Origin of the sequence: Rathayibacter sp. AY1D1 (assembly GCF_002932635.1) — a bacterium.
Classification (GTDB): Bacteria; Actinomycetota; Actinomycetes; order Actinomycetales; family Microbacteriaceae; genus Rathayibacter.
Genome location: NZ_PSVY01000017.1, coordinates 17,646 through 37,473, shown reverse-complemented (window position 1 = coordinate 37,473; position 19,828 = coordinate 17,646). Strand labels below are relative to the sequence as shown.

Genomic DNA, 19,828 nt, shown 5'->3' with positions numbered 1-19,828 from the left:
GCCCGCGGCGAGCTCGCCTGAGCCCGCGTCGGGCCGCGGCGACCCCGGCTGAGCCCCCGGCACCCGACGGCCCGCGCACGGGCCGCCGGGCGTCCCCTCCCTCAGCGCGCGAGCGCCGACGCCTCCTTCGCGAGGGCCGGGCCGTGCGCCGCGAGCACCAGGTCGCGCACCGCGGTGGCCGGGAGCGACGCGGCTCCGGCCGGCAGCAGGTCCGCGTCCGAGGCCAGCACGAGCGGAGTGTCCGACGACGAGGACGGCAGCCTCCCGTGCGTGCCGCGCACGAGCGACGCGTCCAGGGGCACCAGGTTCATCGCGTAGCGCAGCCCCAGTGCCTTCTTGGCCAGGTTGCCCGCCGCCTTCGCCTTCACCAGCGGGTCGGCCGGATCGAAGAAGAGCTCGGCCGGGTCGTAGCCGGGCTTGCGGTGGATGTCGACGCCGCGGGCGAAGTCGGGCGCGCGGTCGTCGTCGAGCCAGTAGTAGTAGGTGAACCACGCCCCCGGCCGGGCGACCACGACGAACTCGCCCGAGCGCTCGTGGTCGAGGCCGTAGCGGGCCTGCGCCTCCCGGTCGAGCACCTCGTCGACGCCGTCGAGCCCCTCGAGGATCGAGCGCACCCGCGGCAGGTCCGCCGCGTCCTGCACGTAGACGTGCGCGACCTGGTGGTCGGCGACGGCGAACGCGCGCGACGTCCACGGGTCCAGCTGCTCCCGGCCGTCCTGCACGTAGACCTCGAGCAGGCCCTCGCGGCGGAGCGCCCGGTTCACGTCGACCGGGGTGTCGGCGTCGGCGATCCCGTACTCGGCGACCACGATCACCGACGCGCCCAGCGCCTCCGCGTCGTCGAGCAGCGGAGCGAGCACCACGTCGAGCTCCGACGCGGCCCGGCGCGCCTCGGGCGAGTCCGGTCCGAAGCGCTGGAGGTCGTAGTCGAGGTGCGGCAGGTACGCCGTGGTCAGCTCGGGCGGGCCGGAGCCGTCGCCCGCCAGCACGTGCCGGGTCGCGTCGACCATCCACTGGGTCGAGCGGAGCGACGCGGTCGGCCCCCAGTACTGGAACAGCGGGAAGGCGCCGAAGCGCGAGACCAGCTCGTCGTGCAGCGCCGGCGGGCGCACGTACGCGTCCGGCGACTTGCGGCCGTCGGCGTGGTAGATCGGGCGCGGAGTGACGGTGACGTCGGTCGACGCCCCCATCGCGTACCACCAGCCGATGTTGGCCGCGCGGTACGGCTCCCCGCTCAGCCGGCGTGCGGTCTCCCAGACCTTCTCCCCCGTGACCAGGCGGTTGTGCTGGCGCCACAGGTGCACCTCGCCGAGGTCGCGGAAGTACCAGCCGTTGCCGACGATCCCGTGCTGCGCGGGCATCGTGCCGGTGAGCATGGTCGACTGCACGCTGCAGGTGACCGCGGGCAGGACCGTGTCCAGCGGCAGGCGCCCGCCCCCGCGGGCCAGCCGCGAGAGGCGGGGCATGTCGGCGAGCGCCGTCGAGGTCAGCCCGACCACGTCGAGCAGCAGCACGGGCCTCACAGCGCCGCCGCCTGCGGGAGGAGGGGCGCCAGCAGCGCCTCTCGGGAGGCGGGCGTGAGCAGGTGCGCGGCCGCCCAGGCGAGCTCGGCGCCGATGCCCGTCGAGAGGTCGCTCGGGGCGTCGGCGAGCACCGACCAGGTGTAGGTCTCGACGTCGAGGTGGATCTCGTCGTACGGCCAGGCGGCGTCCACCGCCGAGACCGCCTCCGCCAGAACGGCAGTGGTCGCCGAGAGCGGCGCCTCCGGCCGGTGGTGCAGCGGCACGTGGAAGTGCACGCGCCACGGGCCGGTGCCGGGGAGCGTGTCCAGCGCCTCGGGCAGGTCGTCGACGCGGAGCACTCCGTCGATCCCGTTCTCGCGGGTCTGGTGCAGGTAGCGCTTCTCGACGAACGGGGTGAGCGCGGCGCGGCCCGAGGGGTCCTCCAGGTGGAGCGCGGCCGAGGCCTGCACCTTGACCACGCGCAGGCCCGCGTCGCGGATGCGGCGGACGGCCGAGGCCGGGTCGGCGAAGGAGACGGCGAGGTGGCAGGTGTCGAGGCACACGCCCACGTACGCCGGGTCGACCACTCCGATGCGCGGGTGCAGCCAGTCGACGACGTCGTCCACGGTGTCGAGGATGCAGCCGGGCTCGGGCTCGATCGCCAGGCGGATCGCGTGGCCCGTGGAGCGGCGCAGGTCGCGCAGCTCCTCGACGAGCCGGGCGAGGTTCCGGCAGGCGGCCTCGTCCTGCTCCCGCCCCCAGCCCTCGCGCCAGCCCAGCGGCAGCGTCGAGATGCTGCCGTCGGCGCCGGCGGGCAGCAGGTCGGCCAGGATCCGCGCGCAGTCGATCGTGTACTGCAGGCGCTCCGGCGTGGTCCAGTCGGGGCGGTAGACGTCGAGCTTCACGACCTCGGCGTGGAACGCGGCGTACGGGAACGCGTTGAGCGTGCGCACCTCCAGGCCGTTGCGCTGCAGGGCCGCGCGGAGGACGGCGCGGTCCTCGGCGCTGGCGACCAGGCGGGCCGCGAGGTCACGCGGGATCCACAGGCCGACTCCGACCAGGGCGAGCCCGGCGGCCACGCGCGCGGGTCCGGCGTAGACGTCGAGCTGGCGGACGACTCCGGCCAGGTCCTCGGCGGGATGGACGTTGGTGCAGTAGGAGAGGTGCATCACACGACCTCCGCCACGCGCGGCGCGCCCCGGAGCACGGAGTTGCCCTCGAAGGTGCGGCCGGCCGACTCCTGCACGTCGAAGCCCGCGACGGGCGAGAGGTCCAGGCGTCCGCTCTGCCCGTAGAACTCGACCGGGTTCTGCCAGAGCAGCCGGTCCACGTCTCCCGCGCTGAAACCGGCGACGAGGAGGAGGCGGCCGGTCTTCGCGGTTGTGAGCGGGTCGGAGCGGCCCCAGTCGGCGGCGGAGTTGACCAGCACGCGGTCCAGCCCGATCCGCTCGACCAGCGTCACCAGGCGCGTCTCGTCCATCTTCGTGTCGGGGTAGATGGAGAATCCCATCCAGCAGCCGGAGTCGCGGACCGCGTCGACGGTGACCTCGTTGAGGTGGTCGACGAGGACCCGCCCGGGCTCGAGCCCCGAGTCGGCGACGACCTCGAGGGTGCGGCGGGTGCCCGACTCCTTGTCGCGGTGCGGGGTGTGCACCATCGCGGGGAGGCCGTGCTCGCCGGCGAGCTCGAGCTGCTGGCGGAAGACCTGGTCCTCCTCGGGGGTGAGCGAGTCGTAGCCGGTCTCGCCGACCGCGACGACGCCGTCCTTGGCGAGGTAGCGGTCGAGCTCGGGCAGGACGGCCCGGCAGCGCGGGTCGTTCGCCTCCTTCGGGTTGAGCCCGATGGTGCAGTGGTGGCGGATGCCGAACTGCGCGGCGCGGAAGCGCTCCCAGCCGATCAGGGCGTCGAAGTAGTCCGTGAACGAGCCGACGTTCGTGCGCGGCTGGCCGAGCCAGAAGGAGGGTTCGACGACCGCGCGGACGCCGGCGTCGAACATCGCCTGGTAGTCGTCGGTGGTGCGGGAGGTCATGTGGATGTGCGGGTCGAAGATGCGCATCGTCGCGCCTTTCTCATCGGTGGTGGTGCCCCGCGGTCGGGGCGGCGTTCGGGGGCGGTCAGCTCGGCAGGAGCACCGCCAGATCGTCCGGGAGCGGGCGCCCGGCCGCGCGGCGCTCGTCGGCGAAGCGGCCGGCCATCGCGCGCAGCTCGGCGTCGCTGCGCTCCTCCAGCCCGGCGACCGCCGCGAGCGGGACGCCGAGGAAGACGAGCTTGAGCACCCCGTGCCGCCAGGCGTGCGGGTCGAGGTGGCGGCGGGCGAAGGAGCCCATCGCCGCGGCGACGAGCCGGGTGTCGTTGGCGCGCAGGGCGTCGGCGGTCAGCTCGAGGCCGGCGAGGGTCGTCGCCGGTCCCGGGTCGCCGAGGGCGTTCAGCCCGGCCAGCACTCCGCGGCGCTCGGCGCCGTCCCCGCCGCGGTAGAGGCGGAGGAGGAGAGCGGCCAGGTCGTCGTCGCCGAGCGCCTGCGCCGCGGCCTGCACCAGGGCGGCGCGGGCCGCGTCGTCGTGCGTGCCGTGGACGAGGCCGTGCGGGTCCTCGGCGGGCCGGAGCGGCTCGCGTCCGGCCTCGCGGCCCGCGGCGGGGAAGAAGCGCTCGATCCGCGACGGGCGCTCGAGGACGGCGGAACGGGCGGCCGCGGTCCACGGGTGCTCGGCGTGCGACGAGGCGCCGCCGAGCGCCTCCTCCATCGCCGCGAGGCTCGCCACGGCCAGGCGGGGCGCGTCGTGCGAGTGCCGGGGCAGCTCGACGGCGGCGATCCCGCGGTAGCCGATCTCGGCGAGGGTCGCGAAGGCGTCCGCGAGGTCGAGCGATCCGGTGCCGAGCTCGAGGTGCTCGTGCCGCTCCGGGAGCATGTCGTCGACCTGCACGTTCAGGAGCAGGTCCCCGGCGCTGCGGAGGGCTCCGACCACGCCGTCCGGCTCCACCACGACGCAGTGGCCGAGGTCGACCGTCAGACCGACCGACTCCGGGTCGCCGAGCTCGCGGCGCAGCAGCAGCGCGTCGGCGACCGTCTCCACCAGCATCCCCGGCTCGGGCTCGACGGCCAGCCGCACGCCGTGGCGCTCGGCCGTCGCGACGACGCCGCGCATCCGCTCGACGAGCAGCCGCCAGGCCGCGGCCGCATCGGCGCCCTCCGGCACGACCCCCGACCAGAGGGAGACGGCGTCGGCGCCCAGCAGCGCGGCGATCTCGATCGCGCGCTCGAGGAAGCGGACCCGGAGGCCGGCCTCCTCGTCGACCAGCGTGGGGCGGTGCTTCGCGAACGGGTCGAGCAGGTACCGCGCGCCCGTCTCGACGACCACGCGCAGGCCCAGCTCGTCGAGCCGCGACCGGAGCGCCAGCGTCCGCTCGCGCCAGTCGGCCGCGAAGGGATCGAGGTGCGGGTGCCCGAGGGTGAGCGCGACGGCGCGGTACCCCGCGGCGTGGATCACCGTGAGCGCGTCGTCGAGGGTGTGGTCGGCGAAGCCGTTGGTGCCGTAGCCGAGGACGGGTCCGGTGGCGCTCATGTGATGTCCGCCGTCCGCGGGCGGCGGAGCAGGAGGGAGCCGAGCGCGTCGAGCGCGAGCAGCGCCGCCCCCAGCTCGGGACGCTTCAGACCGGCGAGCGCGGCCTGCAGCGGGATCATCCCGGTGATGCCTGCGCGGGTCGCCGTCCGCGCGGCCGCGGCCGTCGGCGTCCGCACGGCCTGCAGCTGCGCGGTGAGCACGAGCAGGAGCCAGCGCCCGAGGCCCGCGGCGACGACCGCGGCGGGGGCGGCCCGGCGCTCGGCCAGAGCGCCGGCCGCGGTGGACAGCGCGATGGCCACGGTCCCGGCCGAGACCGCTCCCGCCGCGACCGGGGTGGTGCCGTGCACCTCGCCGCGCGAAAGCACGGTGACGCCGAGCGTGTGCGCGGCCACGGCGGCGGAGGCGGGGGCCGCCGCGCGCACGCCGTCGACGCCCGCGCCGAGCAGCACGTCGAGACCGCGGCAGGCCGCCATCACGACCGGGCCCAGCGGAGTCGGCTTCGCGAGCAGGTCGTACGACCAGATCCCGGCCGCGAGCGGCAGCGAGAGTGCGAGCGAGCGCCGCCCGTCCACGACGGCCGCCACGGCGATCCCCGCCGCGGTCAGCGCGGCCGCCGCGCCCAGCGCCGCCGAGCGCCGGATGCGCCCCGAGGGGATCGGCCGCTCGGGCCGCTCCCGGGCGTCGAGCTCGGCGTCCGCGTAGTCGTTGAGCGCCATGCCCGCCGAGTAGAGCAGCGCCGAGGACAGCGGGAGCGCGACCGTGCGCGCTCCCACTCCGCGGCCCGCCCACGCTCCGCCCGCGACGGTGTCGCCGATCACGGTCAGCGCGGCCTTCGCGCGGACGAGCTCGAGGTAGTCGCGCAGCTCAGCCATCGCTCCGCGTCCCGCTCGTCACCGGGGTGCGGCGCTCGGCGACGAGCGCGCCGGTGCGGGCGGACCAGGCCACCAGCTCCGCGGTCTGCTCGGCGAACCCGTGCACGTCGCTGCCCCACGGGTCCTTGAAGAAGAAGCCGAGCTCGCCGACCGGGCCCGAGACGCCGGCCTCGTCCGCGAGCGCCAGCAGGCGGGCGAGGTCGAGGATCAGCGGCGCCGCGAGGGCCGAGTCGTACGCCGACCAGATCGTCTGCACCGTGATCCGCGAGCCGAGGAAGCCCTCCGCGTGCACGTGGTCCCAGGCGGTCTTGACGTCGCCGAGGTCCGGGACGTTGTCGATGTGGAGCGGAGTGACGACGTCGTCGCCGAGGAGGCTGCGGAGTCCGCGGTTCTTCGAGACGAGCTTCGAGCGCACCGCCTCCGGGTCGGCGAGGGTCTGCCCGTCGCCGCCGCCGAGGAGGTTCGCGCCCGCCCACGAGAGCACGCGCATCCCGCGCGCCGTGAACATCGGCGCGAGCACGCTGCGGAGCAGGGTCTCCCCCGTCTTGCCGTCCTGGCCGGCGATCGGGATCCCGGCCTCGGCGGCCCACTCCTCCAGGGCCGGCAGAGCCAGCGCGGTCGAGGGAGTGAAGCAGGCGTAGGCCGCGCCCGCGACGACGGCCGAGAGGGCGGCGATCGAGCTCGGCGGCAGGAGGCGCTCGCCCGGACGCGCCAGGGCGGCGCGCAGAGCGGCGAGGTCGTGGAACTCGGGACGGTCGGCCGGCAGCACCTCGGTCGAGGCGACGTCGATCACGACGACCCGGGCGAGGCCGTGGCGCTCGCGGAAGGCGACGATGTCGGCGGCCCGGCGGTCGATCTCCTCCTGCTGCGACGCGGCGTCGGAGGGGGCGAGGCGGATCTCGGCGTCGGTCGCGTCGATCCGGTCGGCCACCTCGGCGACGACCGAGGTCGGGAACATGCCGCCGGCCGCGAGGCCCGTGGCCTTCTCGAGCAGCGGGGTCGGCGAGACGTCGTGGCCGCCGATGACGATGTCGGCGAACCCGGCGAGCGGGACGTCCTCGAAGGCGGGGGTCGCGGTGGCGCAGCCCGAGCTGGGCGCGGCTCCGGCGGCGATGGCGTGCAGGCCCACGGCGGCCGTGGTGGCGACGCTGCCCCGGGCCCCGATCAGCCAGAGGCCGATGCGCCCGCTCGATCGGGGGGCGCCTATGGTGGTGGTGTCGGACGAGGTCATCGTTCTCTCCTGTCTGGAAGGGCTGGCTGAGCGGCGATCGTCGGGGCGCACCCGGGCGATCGGAGTGGGGAGGGGCCGCGGCCGGGCGCGCGTCGCGCCTCCGGCCGGCCGTGTTGCGCAGGACCCGCACGCAGGGCCCGCCGAGATTGCGCGACCGAGCGTCGACTGGTTTCCTCAGGTGTGCTGTCCCCCGAACCCGTCCTCCGGGCCGAGAGAAGGAGCTGAGCGTGGCCGAGCGCGCGGGTACCGCGACCGGCGACATGCTGAGGCTGTTCGCCGACGGTCGACCGCGCACCCGCGCCGAGCTGGTCGAGGAGACGGGTCTCGCGCGGACGGCAGTGATGACGCGCCTGGAGCAGTTCTTCGAGCTCGGACTGATCGCGCACCTCGACCGCGCTCCGTCGACCGGCGGCCGTCCGTCCGCGCGCCTCGTCTTCGACCCGGCCGTCCGCTCGCTCCTGGCCATCGACCTGGGCGCGGCGCACTCGACCATCGCGCTGACCGACTTCGACGGCCGCATCATCGCCGAGCGCCGCGAGGAGCTCGACATCGCGCAGGGCCCCGTGGCGGTGCTCGGGCACGCGCTCGACGTCTGCGACGGGATCCTCGCCGCGGCCGGGGTCGACCGCACCGCCCTCGCGGGCATCGGGGTCGGCGTGCCCGGCCCGGTGGAGCACGCGAGCGGCCGCCCGGTGCGCCCGCCGATCATGCCCGGCTGGGACGGCTTCGACATCCCCGCCTTCGTGCGCCGGCGCTACGACACCACGGTGCTCGTCGACAACGACGTGAACCTGCTGGCGCTCGGTGAGCGGGCCTCGCGCTTCCCGCACGCCCTCGACCTGATGTTCGTGAAGGTCGGCACCGGCATCGGCGCGGGCATCGTCTCCTCCGGGCTGCTCCAGCGCGGAGCCCTCGGCTCCGCGGGTGATCTCGGCCACGTCCAGGTGCCGCGCACGGCCCCGGCCGCGGCGGGCGGTCAGGAGGGGGACCTCGAGGCGGTCGCGGGCGGCTCCGCTCTGGCCGCCGGGCTCGCCCGGGCGGGCCGCGACGTGCAGTCGGTGCGCGAGCTGATCGACCTGCTGAAGGCGCGCGATCCCGAGGCCGTCGAGGCGGCGCGGATCGCGGGCCTCCAGCTCGGCGAGGTACTGGCCACCTGCGTGAGCCTGCTCAACCCGTCCGTCATCGTGCTGGGCGGCGCGGTCGCCCTCGCCAGCCCGGAGATCCTGACGGCCGTGCGCTCGGTGATCGACGAGCGCTCCCTCCCCCTCGCGACGCAGCGGCTCGACGTGGTGACCGCCGAGCTGGGCGGCAGCGGGGGCGTGCGCGGTGCCGCGCTGATGCTGCGCGGGCACCTGCTCAGCCCCGCCGTGGTGGACGGCTTCCTCGAGCAGCTGCGCGCCGAGGGGCGGGCGGTCCGCTAGAGCGGCGGCCGCGCGCTCGGAGGCGGCGGGCCGCGCCGGCGCGATCCCCCGCGGACCGCGTCGGCCGCACCCGGTCAGGAGCGGACCTCCGCGCGGTCGGCGTCCTCCGGCTGGGCGCCGAGAGCGGCGGCGACGGCGGCGTCGATGCGCGCCTGCTCCCCCGCGGCCCGGTGGCGGCGGCGGACGACGGTCAGCACGATGAGCCCGATGAGCAGGGCGAGGAGGAGCACGGCGCTCCACGGCACGGCCGCGGCCGAGGTCTCGGCGGTGGCGACCGGCACGTCGGGGACGACGACGGCGGAGTCGGCCTGCGCGGCCTGGTCGGCGGTGACGACGGTGCCCGAGAGCGCGGCGCGGGCGGTCGCGACGAAGAGCGGCCAGACTCCGGCGACGGTCACGGTGCGCGAGACGGAGGTTCCGGGGAGGAGCTCGGGCAGCGGCTCCGGGTCGGTCGCGGACACCGGCGCGAGGCCGAAGAGGCCGGCGACGCTGATCTCGGCGCCCGGCGCGATGCGGGTGTTGCCCGCGTTGGTCACGGTGTAGTCGACGGTCGCGGAGCCGGGGGCGAAGGGGTTCCAGCCGCCCTGGTACGAGACGGCGAGGCCGTCGATCGACAGGCGCGGGGCGAGCTCGCCGCCGACGCGGAGGTACATGCGCGAGCCCAGGCGCCGGTCGACCGAGACTCCGGTCTCGCCCTGCACCAGGATCGAGGAGACGACGCCCGCGGCGTAGTCGCCCGGGGTCACGTCGTCGGGGACGACGACCTCGAACGGGACCTGCACGCTCTCGCCGGCGGGCACGGTGACCTCGGGCTCGGGGAACGCGATCCAGCTGCCGAGCTGCGTCGAGGGCTCCGCGGCGGGGAGCAGGTCGAGCTGGCCGGCCTCGGTGATGAAGCCGTCGGAGCCGTAGACGCGGAACGTCTGCTCCTCGTCGTCGTAGTTGGAGACGATCAGGGCGTCGCTGAGGCGGCCGCCGGGATCGAGGGCGTACGCGTAGTTCGGCCGCTCGCTGCCCTGCTCGGTGTCGGCGGGGCGCACCCCCCAGGTGACCGGCGTGGAGGCGGGGTCCGCCTCCTGGGCACCCGCCTGAGCCGAGAGGCCGCCGGCTGCGAGGAGCGTCATCAGCAGCAGGGCGGCGGTGGTGCGGGAGGTGCGTGGCATGAGCGACATCGATCAGGCTTCCGTTGCAAGGGGGGATGCCTCCCCGCGGGACGCCGCTCCGGTACGCGGCACGCCGAGCGGGGCGGACCGGAGTGGCGTCTCGCGGGGAGACGGGGGAGGGTGGGGCGGCCCGGAGGCCGCCCCACCGGTGCTAGCCGAGCGCGGTGAGCGTCAGCGTCGCGGTGTAGGTGCCGGTTCCGACCGAGAGCGGGAGCTTCAAGTCGAGGTCGGCGCCCAGGACCGAGGATCCGGTCGGGTGCTGCGCCGCGGCGGAGCCGAGGACGCGGGGCGTGGCGAGGCCGTTGCCCGAGTCGAACCCGGAGGGGACGGCTGCGCCGGCGACGGCACCGCCCGTGTTCTCCAGGACCTCGGGGGTCCAGCCGAGGTGCTTGCCCGAGAACGTCTTCTCGCCGGAGCGGAAGTCGCTCAGCTGGCCGGTGACCGACCAGGCCGGGCCGTTGAGGCGGGTGTCGGTCACGCGGACCGGCACGAGCTCACCGGAGGCGGCGAAGTGGTCGCCCTGCTCCTCGGCGACGCCGAGGTTCACCAGGTTGCTGGTGCCCTCGAGCGTCCAGGTCAGCTCGCCCTTGTTGGCCTCGGGGACGATGACGGCCACGGCCTGGTCGCCGGCCGCCGCAGCGCCCGCCGCCGTTCCCGTGAAGGTGCCGTCGACTCCGGCGGCGGTGTTGCCCGCGCCGAAGTTGACCGCCGGCGCGTTGTCGGCGAGCGCGATGCGCCCGCCGACCGTCGAGCCCGCGAGCTGGACGTTGCCGGAGTTGCCCGAGAGCGTGAGGTTCCCGCCCACCGTGTTGCCGAGGGCCGAGGCCGAGCCGTCCTCGTTCGCGCCCAGGAGGACGCCGCGCGAGGAGCCGGTGACGGCGAGCGAGCCGCCGACGATGGCGCCCTGCACGTTCACGCCGAAGTCGCTGCCGGCGAAGGTGGCGTCGCCGCCGACGCTGGTGCGATCGACGTCGACGTAGTTCGCCGCGTCGGTGCTGACCGAGCCGTCGACCGAGAGGTCGCTGAACTCGACGTCGATCCCGCCGGCCTCGACCATGCCGCCGACCGTGAGGTCGCGCAGGTAGAGGAAGCCGTTGCGGCTGCCGTCCGAGAACGACACGACGTCTCCGCCGACGCTGGTGCCGTCGATCGAGATGCCGTACGCGTCGGTGCCGATGACGTCGCCGCCGATGGTCGCCGAGGTGGCGTCCAGCCAGGCGTCGTCGCCGACGATGACGTTGCCGGTGACGGTCACGTTGCCGAGCACGCAGGTCTGGCCCGCGCCGACGTTGAGGTCTCCGGTGATCGTCTGGTTCCCGAGCTCGGTGGTGCAGTCCGTCGTCGCCGCGAAGGCGGACGGTGCGGCGACCATCGCGAGGGAGGCGGCCGCGAGGACCGCCGTGGACGTCTTCCACTTCATGGGGGTTCTCCTCGGTGCGCTCGTGCGCGTCGTGCTGGTGGTGGTGCTGTCGGTGCGGCGCGCGCGGCGCGAGGTGCGCTCAGCCACGGAGCGCAGCGATCGCGGAGTAGCTGCGGGAAGCGGCCTCGAGGGAGTTCCCCGTGCTCGGCGGCGTCGCCAGCGTGGGAGCGGTGTCCTGCTCCCAGACGCCGAAGCGCTGGCCGCGGTCGCGCAGCTCCGAGAGGAACGCCTGGTAGGGCAGGTTGCCCGCGCCGAACTCGACGATGTCGTAGCCGTTGGTGTTGGCGTTGTTCGTCTTGCCGTCCTTGAGGTGCAGGATCGGGTAGCGGCGCGGGTTGCGCTTGATGTAGTCGAGCGGCTCGAAGCCCGGGTAGAGCTTCTTGCCGACGTACGCCCAGTAGACGTCCATCTCGAGGTACACGTGACGCGGGTCGGTGTTGTCGTAGAAGAGGTCGTACAGGCGGGTCTTGGGGTCGTCCGTGGCGAACCCGAACTCACCGGCGTGGTTGTGCTGGTAGAGCTTCATGCCCGCGGCCGAGACCTGCTGGCCCCACTTGTTCCACTCCTCCGCCGCGGCGAGGTAGCCCGCCTTGGTGTTGACGTTGGTGGGCGCGTTGCCGGTGCCGAGGTGCGGCGTGCCGAGGATCTGCGCGATCTCGATCTGCTTGCCCAGCTCCGAGCGGAGGAGGTTGGTGCCGACGTGCGAGCCGACGGCGCGGAGGCCGTTGTCGTCGAGCAGCTGGCGGATCTGCTGCGGGGTGATCGCTCCGACGTTGCCCTGGGTGTACCCGGCGAACTCGATCTCGCTGTAGCCGATGCGGCCGAGCTCCTCGAAGACGGCCCGGAAGCCGAGCGACGAGACCTTGTCGCGGACGCTGAAGAGCTGGATGCCGATGCGGTTGATCGGGACCAGGCGCGTGGATCCGGACGAGGGCGCGGGGGCGGCCGTGGCGGGTGCCGCGAGGGCTCCCGCTCCGACGCCGACCGCGACGGTCGATGCGGCCAGGGCCGTCATCAGCGAGCGCCGGCTCATCGGCTTGGCCGTGATGGATGCGTGGTGGTGGTGCATCATTTCTCCTTCGAAATGGCAGATGGTGCAGGGGGTGGGGGGCCGGCCGGCCCAGTCGATCCGGCCGGCCCCTGCGCGGGGGCTACTGCTGGACGGTGAGGTTCAGCAGCGCCGACGCGGCGTTGGTGTCCGCCGTGGCGGTGTGGGTGACGGTCAGCTTGTAGCTGCCCGCCGCGAGCTTCGGGAGCGTCACCACGACGTGCCCGTTCTCGTCGAGGGTCCCGGTGAGCATCGCGACGGTGGAGAGGTTCCTCTTCACCATCACGCTCACCTGACCGGTGCCGGCGACACCCGTCGAGGACTTCGCGTCGACCGTGACCTGCGCGCTGGCGCCCGGCTTGACCGGGTTGGGCGAGACGGTCGCGGTGAGCTCCGAGGCGGCCTTCGAGACGATCAGGCGGGCGGTGCCCTCCGAGGCCTTGAAGGTGGCGTCCGAGCCGTACGCCGCACGGAGGGTGTGGGTGCCGGCGCCGAGGGTCTTCGGCAGGGCGAAGGTCGCCTTGCCGTCGTTCAGCGTCGCGCGGCCCAGCTCGGTGGCGCCCTCGTAGAGGACGACCTCTCCGCCGGGGTTCCCCCCCTGACCGGTGACCGTGACGGTCGCCTCGCCCGGTGCCCCGAAGGTCACGCGGGGAGCCGAGAGCGCCACGGTGGTGGTCGACGCGGCGGTCGGGGCGTTCGCCGCGGCCAGGTCGATCGTGAACTTCACCGTGCCGACCGCCGAGACGTTGCCGCCGGTGTCGGTGGCGCGGTACTGGATCGTCCGGGCGCCGTTCGTGGTGAACGGGACCGTGTACGCGCCGTTGACGGCGCGGACCGTGGTCCACGTCGTGCCGTTGTCGGCGGAGTACTGGACGGTGGAGAGCGCTCCGTTGTCCGTGGCGGTGAGGCCGAGGGTCACGGGCTTGTTGTAGACGCCGCCGACGCCCGCAGGCGCTGCCGGGTCGAGGGTCGCCGCGACGGTCGGAGCCGTCTTGTCACCGGCGCCGACACCCTGGAAGGTGAGGGAGTCGAGCGACAGGCCGCTGGGCGAGGTCACGTAGAGCGAGCCGGTGCCGCGGGGGACGTTGGTGCCGAAGGGGACGAGGACGTCCTTCCAGCCGGCTCCCGCGGGGATGGTCGCCGTTCCGAAGGGCGCTGCGTCGGCAGCGTTCCAGCGGAGGTCGACGGTGCCCTCACCGGTGGCGCGGACCACGACGCCGGTCAGGTTGGCGAAGTTCACCGGGTCCCAGCGCAGGAAGGATCCCGCACCGAGTCCGCTGACGGCGTTGCCGCCGCTGGCGGTGGTGTCCGCGTAGGGCAGGACGCCCTCACGGGCGGCGTGCTCCGCCTCCTGCGTCTTCGGGTTCAGCCGCAGCGTCGCCTCGGCCGCAGCCGGGGGCAGGCCGTTGAAGCCGCCGTCCGTGTAGGTCACGACGACGGTGCCGTACAGCAGCGCGCCGGGGCCGTGCTCGGGCGAGTCCTTGGACGTCGGGAACGCTCCCTTGGCACCGGTGCCGGTGACCTCGGGGTGGGCGTGCTCGTCGTGGCCGAGGCCGTAGGTCCAGCCCACGCGGCTGCTGACGATCTGGTCGCCGTCCTCAGCGTCCTTGCCGGTCACCTGGTAGGGGATCGCGTCGCCCCAGCTGAAGAACGAGCCGTTGCCGGGCGTCTGGATCTGGATCTGCGGCGCCTGGTTGCCGACCGAGATGACCCGCGAGGTCAGGCTGAACTTGCCCTTGGCGTCGGTGACGCGCAGACGGGCCGTGAACTGTCCGAGCTCGGTGTAGGTCTTCTTGACGGTCACTCCGGTGGCGTCGAAGGTGCCGTCGCCGTCGAAGTCCCAGTCGTAGGTGAGCGCGTCGCCCTCGGGGTCGGTCGATCCCTTGGCGTCGAACGTGACCTCGAGCGGGGTCTGCGAGGCGGACAGGGGGGTCGCGGTGAAGCGGGCCTGCGGCGCCTTGTTGCCCTCGGCGTAGTCGATCCGGTACAGGCCCGCGTCGGGGTTGGCGCGGAAGAATCCGTCGCCGTACTCGATCACGTACATCGACCCGTCGGGGCCGAACTCCATGTCCATCGGGTTGTCGTGGATCGGCTGCGCGGCCTGGCTGAGCGCCGCGTTGGGGAGGAAGTCCTCGATGTGCGTGACCGCGCGGTCCTCATCGAGCGTGAACGCCGCGATGTAGTCCTGCGAGAACTCGCCGAAGAAGGTCTTCTTGTCCCAGTACTCCGGGAACTTCGACGTCGAGGTGTTCTCCGCGTCGAAGTGGTACACCGGTCCGCCCATGGGGCCCTGGCCGGTGCTGGTCCCGAAGTTGACGAGCTCGTCGAACGGCTGGTCGCCGGGGTTGTCGCCGTAGTAGACGGTCGCCGCCTTGGCGTCCGGGATGTCGACGAGGCCGGTGTTCCAGCGCGAGTTGTTCTTCAGGTTCTCCGGGTCGAAGAAGCCGCGGGGCGTCGACGTCTCGAAGTTCCACTCGTTGTACGGCGCGTTGGGTCCGTGGACGTAGGGCCAGCCGGAGTTGTGCGGCTCGTCCAGTCCGGTCGCGTTCCACTCGACGAGGCCCATCGGGCCGCGGACGCCGTCGGCCGCAGCGGCCTTCGTGGCGTCGGGGCCGTAGTCGCCCCAGGAGAGGGTGTTCGTCTCGGCGTCGACGTCGATCTTGAACGGGTTGCGGACGCCCATCACGAAGATCTCGGGGCGGGTCTTCTCGGTTCCCACCGGGAAGAGGTTGCCGTCGGGGATCGTGTACGAGCCGTCCTCCTGCACGGTGATCCGGAGGATCTTGCCGCGGAGGTCGTTCGTGTTGCCGGCGCCGCGACGCGAGTCGAAGCCCGGGTTCATGCGGGGCGCGTCGTTGTTCGGCGCGAAGCCCGCGGCACCCGGAGCGCTCGCCGGCGTGTTGTCGCCGGTGGAGAGGTACAGGTTGCCGTCGGCGTCCCAGTCGAAGTCGGCACCCACGTGGCAGCACTGCCCGCGCTGGGTCTCGATGTCGATGATCTTCTGCTCGCTCGCGAGGTCGAGGCCCGAGCCGGTCCACTTGAACCGGGAGAGGCGGTTGATGCCCTTCCACTGGTCCCAGTAGCTGTCGGTCGCGCCCTCGGGCAGCATGTTCGGGGCCGCGCCGGTCGGGGTGTTCCCGGGGGGCGCATAGACGAGGTAGACCCACTTGTTCTCGGCGAAGTCGGGGTCGATGCCGACGGACTGCAGTCCGTCCTCCGAGTTCTGGTACACGGGGATCGTGTTGACGACACGGGTGGTGCCGGTCCTGGGGTCGGTGTGGCGGATCTCGCCGTTCCGAGCGGTGTGGAGGACCGACTTGTCCGGGAGGACGGCCAGGTCGAGGGGCTCGCCGACGTTCTTCGTCAGCAGGACCTTCTCGTAGTTGCTCCAGTCGAGAGCGGATGCTCCGCCCTCGGAACCGTGGTCCACTCCGTCGTGGGCCGAGGCGGGCAGGCCGAGGGCGGTGAGTCCGGAGACCGTCACCATCCCGGCGATGCCGAGTGCGAGAAGACGCCTGATGCTTCTTCTCGAGGATCGCTTACCATTCATGCGTGATGTGATTCCTTCAATGAGGTGTTCATCGCAGAGGCCGGGTCCGTCGCTGTCCGCACGACTGAGCGGATCCGGTCTCCTCCTGTCCGGCCCTGGGGCCGGTGTCTTGCACTCCTCCTCCTCTCGCGGATGCCGGTGGCGCTGCGCTGCGGGTCGTCAGTGATCCCGGGGCGGCGCCGAGGTGGGGGCCGGCGCGGGATGGTTCCCGCGCCGACCCGGGCTGGTGGGGCCGATCAGGACTCGAAGGCCGAGGGCAGGTACTCGGAGACGTTGTCCTTGGTGACGACCGGCGCGAAGAGCTGGATCTGGCGCGGGACGCCGAGCGAGCTGGTGTCGGCCATCGACTTGTTCTGCTCGACGAGGCGGGCGAGCTTGATGCCGTCCGCGGCCTGGGTCGAGGGGTAGACGACCGTGGCCTTGACGACGGAGTCGTCGGCCTCGATCGCGCGCATCACGTTGGCCGAGCCGGCGCCGCCGACGAAGAGGAACTCGTCGCGTCCGGCGGTGTCGATCGCCGCGAGGACGCCGACGCCCTGGTCGTCGTCGTGGTTCCAGATGGCGTCGATCTTCGGCGCGGCCTGGAGGAGGTTGGCCGCGGCCTGCTCTCCGCCCTGGACGGTGAAGTCGGCGGCGACGCGGTTGTCCACGTCGAGTCCGCAGCCCTCGAGCGCGTCCGAGAAGCCCTGGCTGCGCTCCTGGGTCAGCGGGAGGGAGTCGATGCCGGCGATCTCGGCGACGACGGCGTCGGGGTTGTCGCCGAGCTCCTCGCAGATGTAGGTGCCGGCGCTGACGCCCATGCCGTAGTTGTCGCCGAGGATGGTCGACCGGGCGGCGAAGGGGCTGGAGAACTCGCGGTCCACGTTGATGACGGTGATGCCCGCCTCCATCGCCTGGGTGGCGACCTGCGTGAGCGCCGCTCCGTCGATCGGCAGGAGCACGATCGCGTCGACGCCGTCGTTGATGAAGGTCTCGACCTGGCTGATCTGGAGGTTGACGTCGTTGGTGCCCTCCGCGGTGCGGAGCTCCACGTCGTCGTACTTCTCGGCCTCGGCGATGGCGGCGCGGCTGACCGCGCCCATCCAGCCGTGGTCGGCGGCGGGAGCGGTGAAGCCGATGACGACGTTGTCGCCGGAGGCGTCGTTGTCCGAGGCGGCCACGGCGGCGGCGGTCCCGCCGGAGGCGGCGTTGCCGGTCTCGACCGGGGCGTTCGAGATGCAGCCGGTGAGCATCAGCGCGACGGCGCCGAAGGCGACGCCGGCCGAGCCGAGTCGGGCGGTGCGGGAGAGGCGGCTGCGGGTGAAGGGGCGTGCGGGCATGGAAGTGATCTCCTTCGATCGATCCGAGGGGTCCGAGGGCACACGTGTCCTGCGGAGAGGTGACCTGAGTGGTCGGGTGGGTTGCTGTGTGTGGAGGAGCGGGGCCGGAGCCCCGGGGTCAGGACTTCCTGCCGCGGGCGGCGAACCGCTGCTGCAGCAGGACGGCGGCGACGATGATCGCGCCCTTCGCGACGGCCTGAGTCGAGGTCGACATGTTGTTCTGCGTGAACACGTTGGTCAGGGTCGTGAAGATGAGGACGCCGAACACGGTGCCGACGATGGTGCCGCGGCCGCCGGCCAGCAGCGTGCCTCCGACGACGACCGCCGCGATGGCGTCGAGCTCGTAGAGGAGGCCGTTGGTCGAGCTGCCGGCGGTGGTGCGGGCGAGCATCATGACGGCGGCGATGCCGGCGGTGAGCCCGGCGAGGCCGTAGACGTACATGGTGTGGCGGCGGACCTTGATGCCGGCGAGGCGGGCGGCCTCCGGGTTGCCGCCGACCGCGATGGTGCGACGGCCGAAGGTGGTGCGGTTGAGCAGGATCCAGCCGGCGACGGCGACGACCACGAAGATCAGCACGAGCACCGGGATGCCGAGCACGTCGGCGCGGAAGAAGTCGAGGAACGGCGTGACCGTGACGACCTGCGTCTGGCGGTTCGAGATCAGCTCGGCGAAGCCGCGGGCGGCGACGAGCATCGCCAGCGTGGCCATGAACGCGACGACCCGGCCGTAGGCGATCAGCGCGCCGTTGATCAGGCCGCAGACGAGGCCGACGACGACCGCGGTGAGCACGATCACCAGCCAGGAGGTGTTGGCCGCGTAGTACTGGGTCGAGACCGTGCTCGCCCAGACCGTCGCGAGCCCCATCACGGAGCCGACCGAGAGGTCGATGCCGCCGGAGGTGATGACGAAGGTCATGCCGATGCTCAGCACGCCGATGACGGCGGCGAGGCGGAGGATCGTGAGCACGTTGTCGACGCTGGCGAAGCGCTCCCCCGCGGTCGCGAATCCGACGATGCAGAGGATCACCAGCGCGAGCAGCAGCCCGACGTTGCGGCCGAGGGAGCCCTGCATGAGGCGGGCGATCCCGGAGCGGGAGTCCTTCGAGGGCACGCCCCCGGAGGAGCCTCCCGTCGCGGCCGACGCGTGACGGGCGGCGTCCTCCTGCGGACCGCCGATCGACGGCGACGCGGTGTCGAGCTGTCCGCTCACGCTGCACTTCCTTCCATGACGAGATCGAGCACGCGGTGCTCGTCGATCGAATCGGCCGGGCCCTCGTGGACCACGGCGCCGTCGGAGATCACGAGCACTCGGTCGGAGAGTCCGAGGACCTCGCCGATCTCGCTGGAGACCACGAGCACGGCGGCGCCGTTGGTCGCGAGGTCCCTGATCAGGGTGTAGATCTCGGCCCGTGCGCCGACGTCGACCCCGCGGGTCGGCTCGTCGAGCAGCAGGACGCGGCAGCCGCGCACGAGCCAGCGGGCGAGGAGCGCCTTCTGCTGGTTGCCTCCGGAGAGGGTGCGGGCGTCGCGGTCGACCCCGGAGGGCCGCAGGTCGAGGGAGACCGCCTGCTCGGCCGCCGCCGCGCGCTCGGAGCGCTCGTCGAGGAAGCCGCGCTTGGCGAAGCGGTCGAAGGTCGAGAGGGTGATGTTGCGGTAGACCGGCTCGTCCAGGAGCAGGCCCTGGCTCTTGCGCTCCTCCGGGCAGAGGCCGATGCCGGCGTCGACCGCCGAGGTGACGGATCCGGCGCGCAGGCGCTTGCCCGCCACGCTGACCGTCCCGGTGCTGGCGCGGCGCGCCCCGTAGATGGTCTCGAGGATCTCGGAGCGGCCGGAGCCGACCAGCCCCGCGAGGCCGACGACCTCGCCGGCGCGGATCTCGAGGGAGACGTCCGAGAAGGAGCCCTGCAGGCCCAGCTTCTCGACCTTCAGCAGCGTCTCGGCCTCGACGTCGAGCTCCTGGCGGTCCGGGAAGACGTACTCGACGGCGCGGCCGGTCATCAGGGTGATGAGCTTCGAGGTGGGGGTGTCGGCGACCGCGAGGTTCTGCGCGACGGTCGCGCCGTCCTTGATCACGGTGATCCGGTCGCCGATGGCGCGGATCTCGTCGAGGCGGTGCGAGATGTAGACGATGGCGACGCCGGAGGCGGTGAGCTGGCGCACCACGTGGAAGAGGTTCTCCACCTCCTCGGAGTCGAGCACCGCGGAGGGCTCGTCCATGATGATGACCCGCGCGTCGTGCGAGAGGGCACGGGCCATCTGCACGATCTGCTTGCCGGCGGCGGAGAGCGTGCCGACCTCGCGGTTCGGCGAGATCTCGGAGTGGCCGAGGCGCTCCATCAGCTCGCGGGTGATCCTCGTGGCCTTCGCCCGGGCGGTGAAGCCGCCGCGGGAGAGCTCGTGGCCGAGGAAGATGTTCTCGGCGACGGAGAGGCCGTCGACGACGTCGAGCTCCTGGTACATCGTCGCGATGCCCAGGGCGAGGGCCGCCGTCGGGGACGGGATCGTGACGACGTTCCCGTCGACGAGGATCTCGCCCTCGGTGGGCTGGTGGGCCCCGGCGAGGGTCTTGATGAGGGTGGACTTGCCGGCGCCGTTCTGGCCGAGGAGGCAGTGCACCTCACCGGGTCGGACATCGAGGTCGACGCCGTCGAGAGCACGGGCGCCGGGGAAGACCTTCACGATGCCGCGCATCTGCAGAAGCAGCTGCTGAGACTCGTCGGAGGTGCGGGGAAGAGGCTGTGC

Annotated in this window: 14 protein-coding genes; 1 reads left to right on the top strand and 13 read right to left on the bottom strand. The window is 73.1% G+C overall.

The window, feature by feature from the left end:
* Nucleotides 1-101: 101 nt before the first annotated feature.
* The 6 genes from C5C56_RS11530 to C5C56_RS11505 are packed head-to-tail and all read right to left on the bottom strand — an operon-like array spanning nucleotide 102 to nucleotide 7,165.
* Complete coding sequence (locus tag C5C56_RS11530) at nucleotides 102-1,523, bottom strand: alkaline phosphatase family protein (protein ID WP_104319629.1); 1,422 nt, start codon at nucleotides 1,521-1,523, stop codon at nucleotides 102-104.
* Nucleotides 1,520-2,671 (bottom strand): metabolite traffic protein EboE, encoded by a 1,152-nt coding sequence (eboE, locus tag C5C56_RS11525; protein ID WP_104226604.1) that lies wholly within the window; start codon nucleotides 2,669-2,671, stop codon nucleotides 1,520-1,522. The genes C5C56_RS11530 and eboE overlap by 4 nt, the downstream gene beginning before the upstream one ends.
* Nucleotides 2,671-3,558 (bottom strand): TatD family hydrolase, encoded by an 888-nt coding sequence (locus C5C56_RS11520; RefSeq protein WP_104222466.1) that lies wholly within the window; start codon nucleotides 3,556-3,558, stop codon nucleotides 2,671-2,673. Before C5C56_RS11520 ends, eboE begins: the two co-directional genes overlap by 1 nt.
* Nucleotides 3,559-3,616: 58 nt before the next feature.
* The gene (locus tag C5C56_RS18320) at nucleotides 3,617-5,062 is read right to left on the bottom strand and encodes an EboA domain-containing protein (RefSeq protein WP_104247661.1); all 1,446 of its coding nucleotides are present in this window, start codon (nucleotides 5,060-5,062) and stop codon (nucleotides 3,617-3,619) included.
* Complete coding sequence (locus C5C56_RS11510) at nucleotides 5,059-5,934, bottom strand: SCO3242 family prenyltransferase (RefSeq protein ID WP_219813887.1); 876 nt, start codon at nucleotides 5,932-5,934, stop codon at nucleotides 5,059-5,061. The genes C5C56_RS18320 and C5C56_RS11510 overlap by 4 nt, the downstream gene beginning before the upstream one ends.
* On the bottom strand, nucleotides 5,927-7,165 hold the full coding sequence (locus tag C5C56_RS11505) for an inositol-3-phosphate synthase (protein ID WP_104319628.1): 1,239 nt from the start codon (nucleotides 7,163-7,165) through the stop codon (nucleotides 5,927-5,929). Before C5C56_RS11505 ends, C5C56_RS11510 begins: the two co-directional genes overlap by 8 nt.
* 227 nt (nucleotides 7,166-7,392) lie before the next feature.
* On the opposite strand from C5C56_RS11505, the gene C5C56_RS11500 reads away from it, so the two are divergent.
* Nucleotides 7,393-8,586, top strand: a complete 1,194-nt coding sequence (locus tag C5C56_RS11500) for an ROK family protein (protein WP_258062157.1) — start codon at nucleotides 7,393-7,395, stop codon at nucleotides 8,584-8,586.
* Nucleotides 8,587-8,660: 74 nt separating this feature from the next.
* Here C5C56_RS11500 and C5C56_RS11495 read toward each other — a convergent pair whose 3' ends face one another.
* From C5C56_RS11495 to C5C56_RS11465, 7 genes are all read right to left on the bottom strand, one after another.
* Entirely contained in the window at nucleotides 8,661-9,749 is a 1,089-nt protein-coding gene (locus tag C5C56_RS11495; RefSeq protein ID WP_146086480.1) for a hypothetical protein, read from the bottom strand.
* 151 nt (nucleotides 9,750-9,900) lie between these two features.
* Complete coding sequence (locus C5C56_RS11490) at nucleotides 9,901-11,169, bottom strand: hypothetical protein (RefSeq protein WP_104319626.1); 1,269 nt, start codon at nucleotides 11,167-11,169, stop codon at nucleotides 9,901-9,903.
* A 79-nt stretch (nucleotides 11,170-11,248) separates the two neighbouring features.
* On the bottom strand, nucleotides 11,249-12,238 hold the full coding sequence (locus C5C56_RS11485; RefSeq protein ID WP_219813837.1) for a sugar phosphate isomerase/epimerase: 990 nt from the start codon (nucleotides 12,236-12,238) through the stop codon (nucleotides 11,249-11,251).
* Between the two features lie 82 nt (nucleotides 12,239-12,320).
* Nucleotides 12,321-15,767 carry a PQQ-dependent sugar dehydrogenase gene (locus C5C56_RS11480; protein ID WP_181137588.1) on the bottom strand — a complete coding sequence of 1,149 codons (3,447 nt, stop codon included), beginning with the start codon at nucleotides 15,765-15,767 and terminating at the stop codon, nucleotides 12,321-12,323.
* Nucleotides 15,768-16,003: 236 nt separating this feature from the next.
* On the bottom strand, nucleotides 16,004-17,086 hold the full coding sequence (locus C5C56_RS11475; RefSeq protein WP_104222461.1) for a substrate-binding domain-containing protein: 1,083 nt from the start codon (nucleotides 17,084-17,086) through the stop codon (nucleotides 16,004-16,006).
* Between the two features lie 118 nt (nucleotides 17,087-17,204).
* Nucleotides 17,205-18,158, bottom strand: a complete 954-nt coding sequence (locus C5C56_RS11470; RefSeq protein WP_068256795.1) for an ABC transporter permease — start codon at nucleotides 18,156-18,158, stop codon at nucleotides 17,205-17,207.
* A gap of 134 nt (nucleotides 18,159-18,292) precedes the next feature.
* Entirely contained in the window at nucleotides 18,293-19,777 is a 1,485-nt protein-coding gene (locus tag C5C56_RS11465; protein ID WP_208543410.1) for a sugar ABC transporter ATP-binding protein, read from the bottom strand.
* Nucleotides 19,778-19,828 lie beyond the last annotated feature (51 nt).

Coding starts and splice junctions, on each gene's coding strand:
- C5C56_RS11495 (WP_146086480.1), bottom strand. CDS start 9,749: ATGCCACGCACCTCCCGCACCACCGCCGCCCTGCTGCTGATGACGCTC.
- C5C56_RS11510 (WP_219813887.1), bottom strand. CDS start 5,934: ATGGCTGAGCTGCGCGACTACCTCGAGCTCGTCCGCGCGAAGGCCGCG.
- C5C56_RS11485 (WP_219813837.1), bottom strand. CDS start 12,238: ATGCACCACCACCACGCATCCATCACGGCCAAGCCGATGAGCCGGCGC.
- eboE (WP_104226604.1), bottom strand. CDS start 2,671: ATGCACCTCTCCTACTGCACCAACGTCCATCCCGCCGAGGACCTGGCC.
- C5C56_RS11465 (WP_208543410.1), bottom strand. CDS start 19,777: ATGCGCGGCATCGTGAAGGTCTTCCCCGGCGCCCGTGCTCTCGACGGC.
- C5C56_RS11505 (WP_104319628.1), bottom strand. CDS start 7,165: ATGACCTCGTCCGACACCACCACCATAGGCGCCCCCCGATCGAGCGGG.
- C5C56_RS18320 (WP_104247661.1), bottom strand. CDS start 5,062: ATGAGCGCCACCGGACCCGTCCTCGGCTACGGCACCAACGGCTTCGCC.
- C5C56_RS11475 (WP_104222461.1), bottom strand. CDS start 17,086: ATGCCCGCACGCCCCTTCACCCGCAGCCGCCTCTCCCGCACCGCCCGA.
- C5C56_RS11480 (WP_181137588.1), bottom strand. CDS start 15,767: ATGAATGGTAAGCGATCCTCGAGAAGAAGCATCAGGCGTCTTCTCGCA.
- C5C56_RS11470 (WP_068256795.1), bottom strand. CDS start 18,158: ATGCAGGGCTCCCTCGGCCGCAACGTCGGGCTGCTGCTCGCGCTGGTG.
- C5C56_RS11490 (WP_104319626.1), bottom strand. CDS start 11,169: ATGAAGTGGAAGACGTCCACGGCGGTCCTCGCGGCCGCCTCCCTCGCG.
- C5C56_RS11520 (WP_104222466.1), bottom strand. CDS start 3,558: ATGCGCATCTTCGACCCGCACATCCACATGACCTCCCGCACCACCGAC.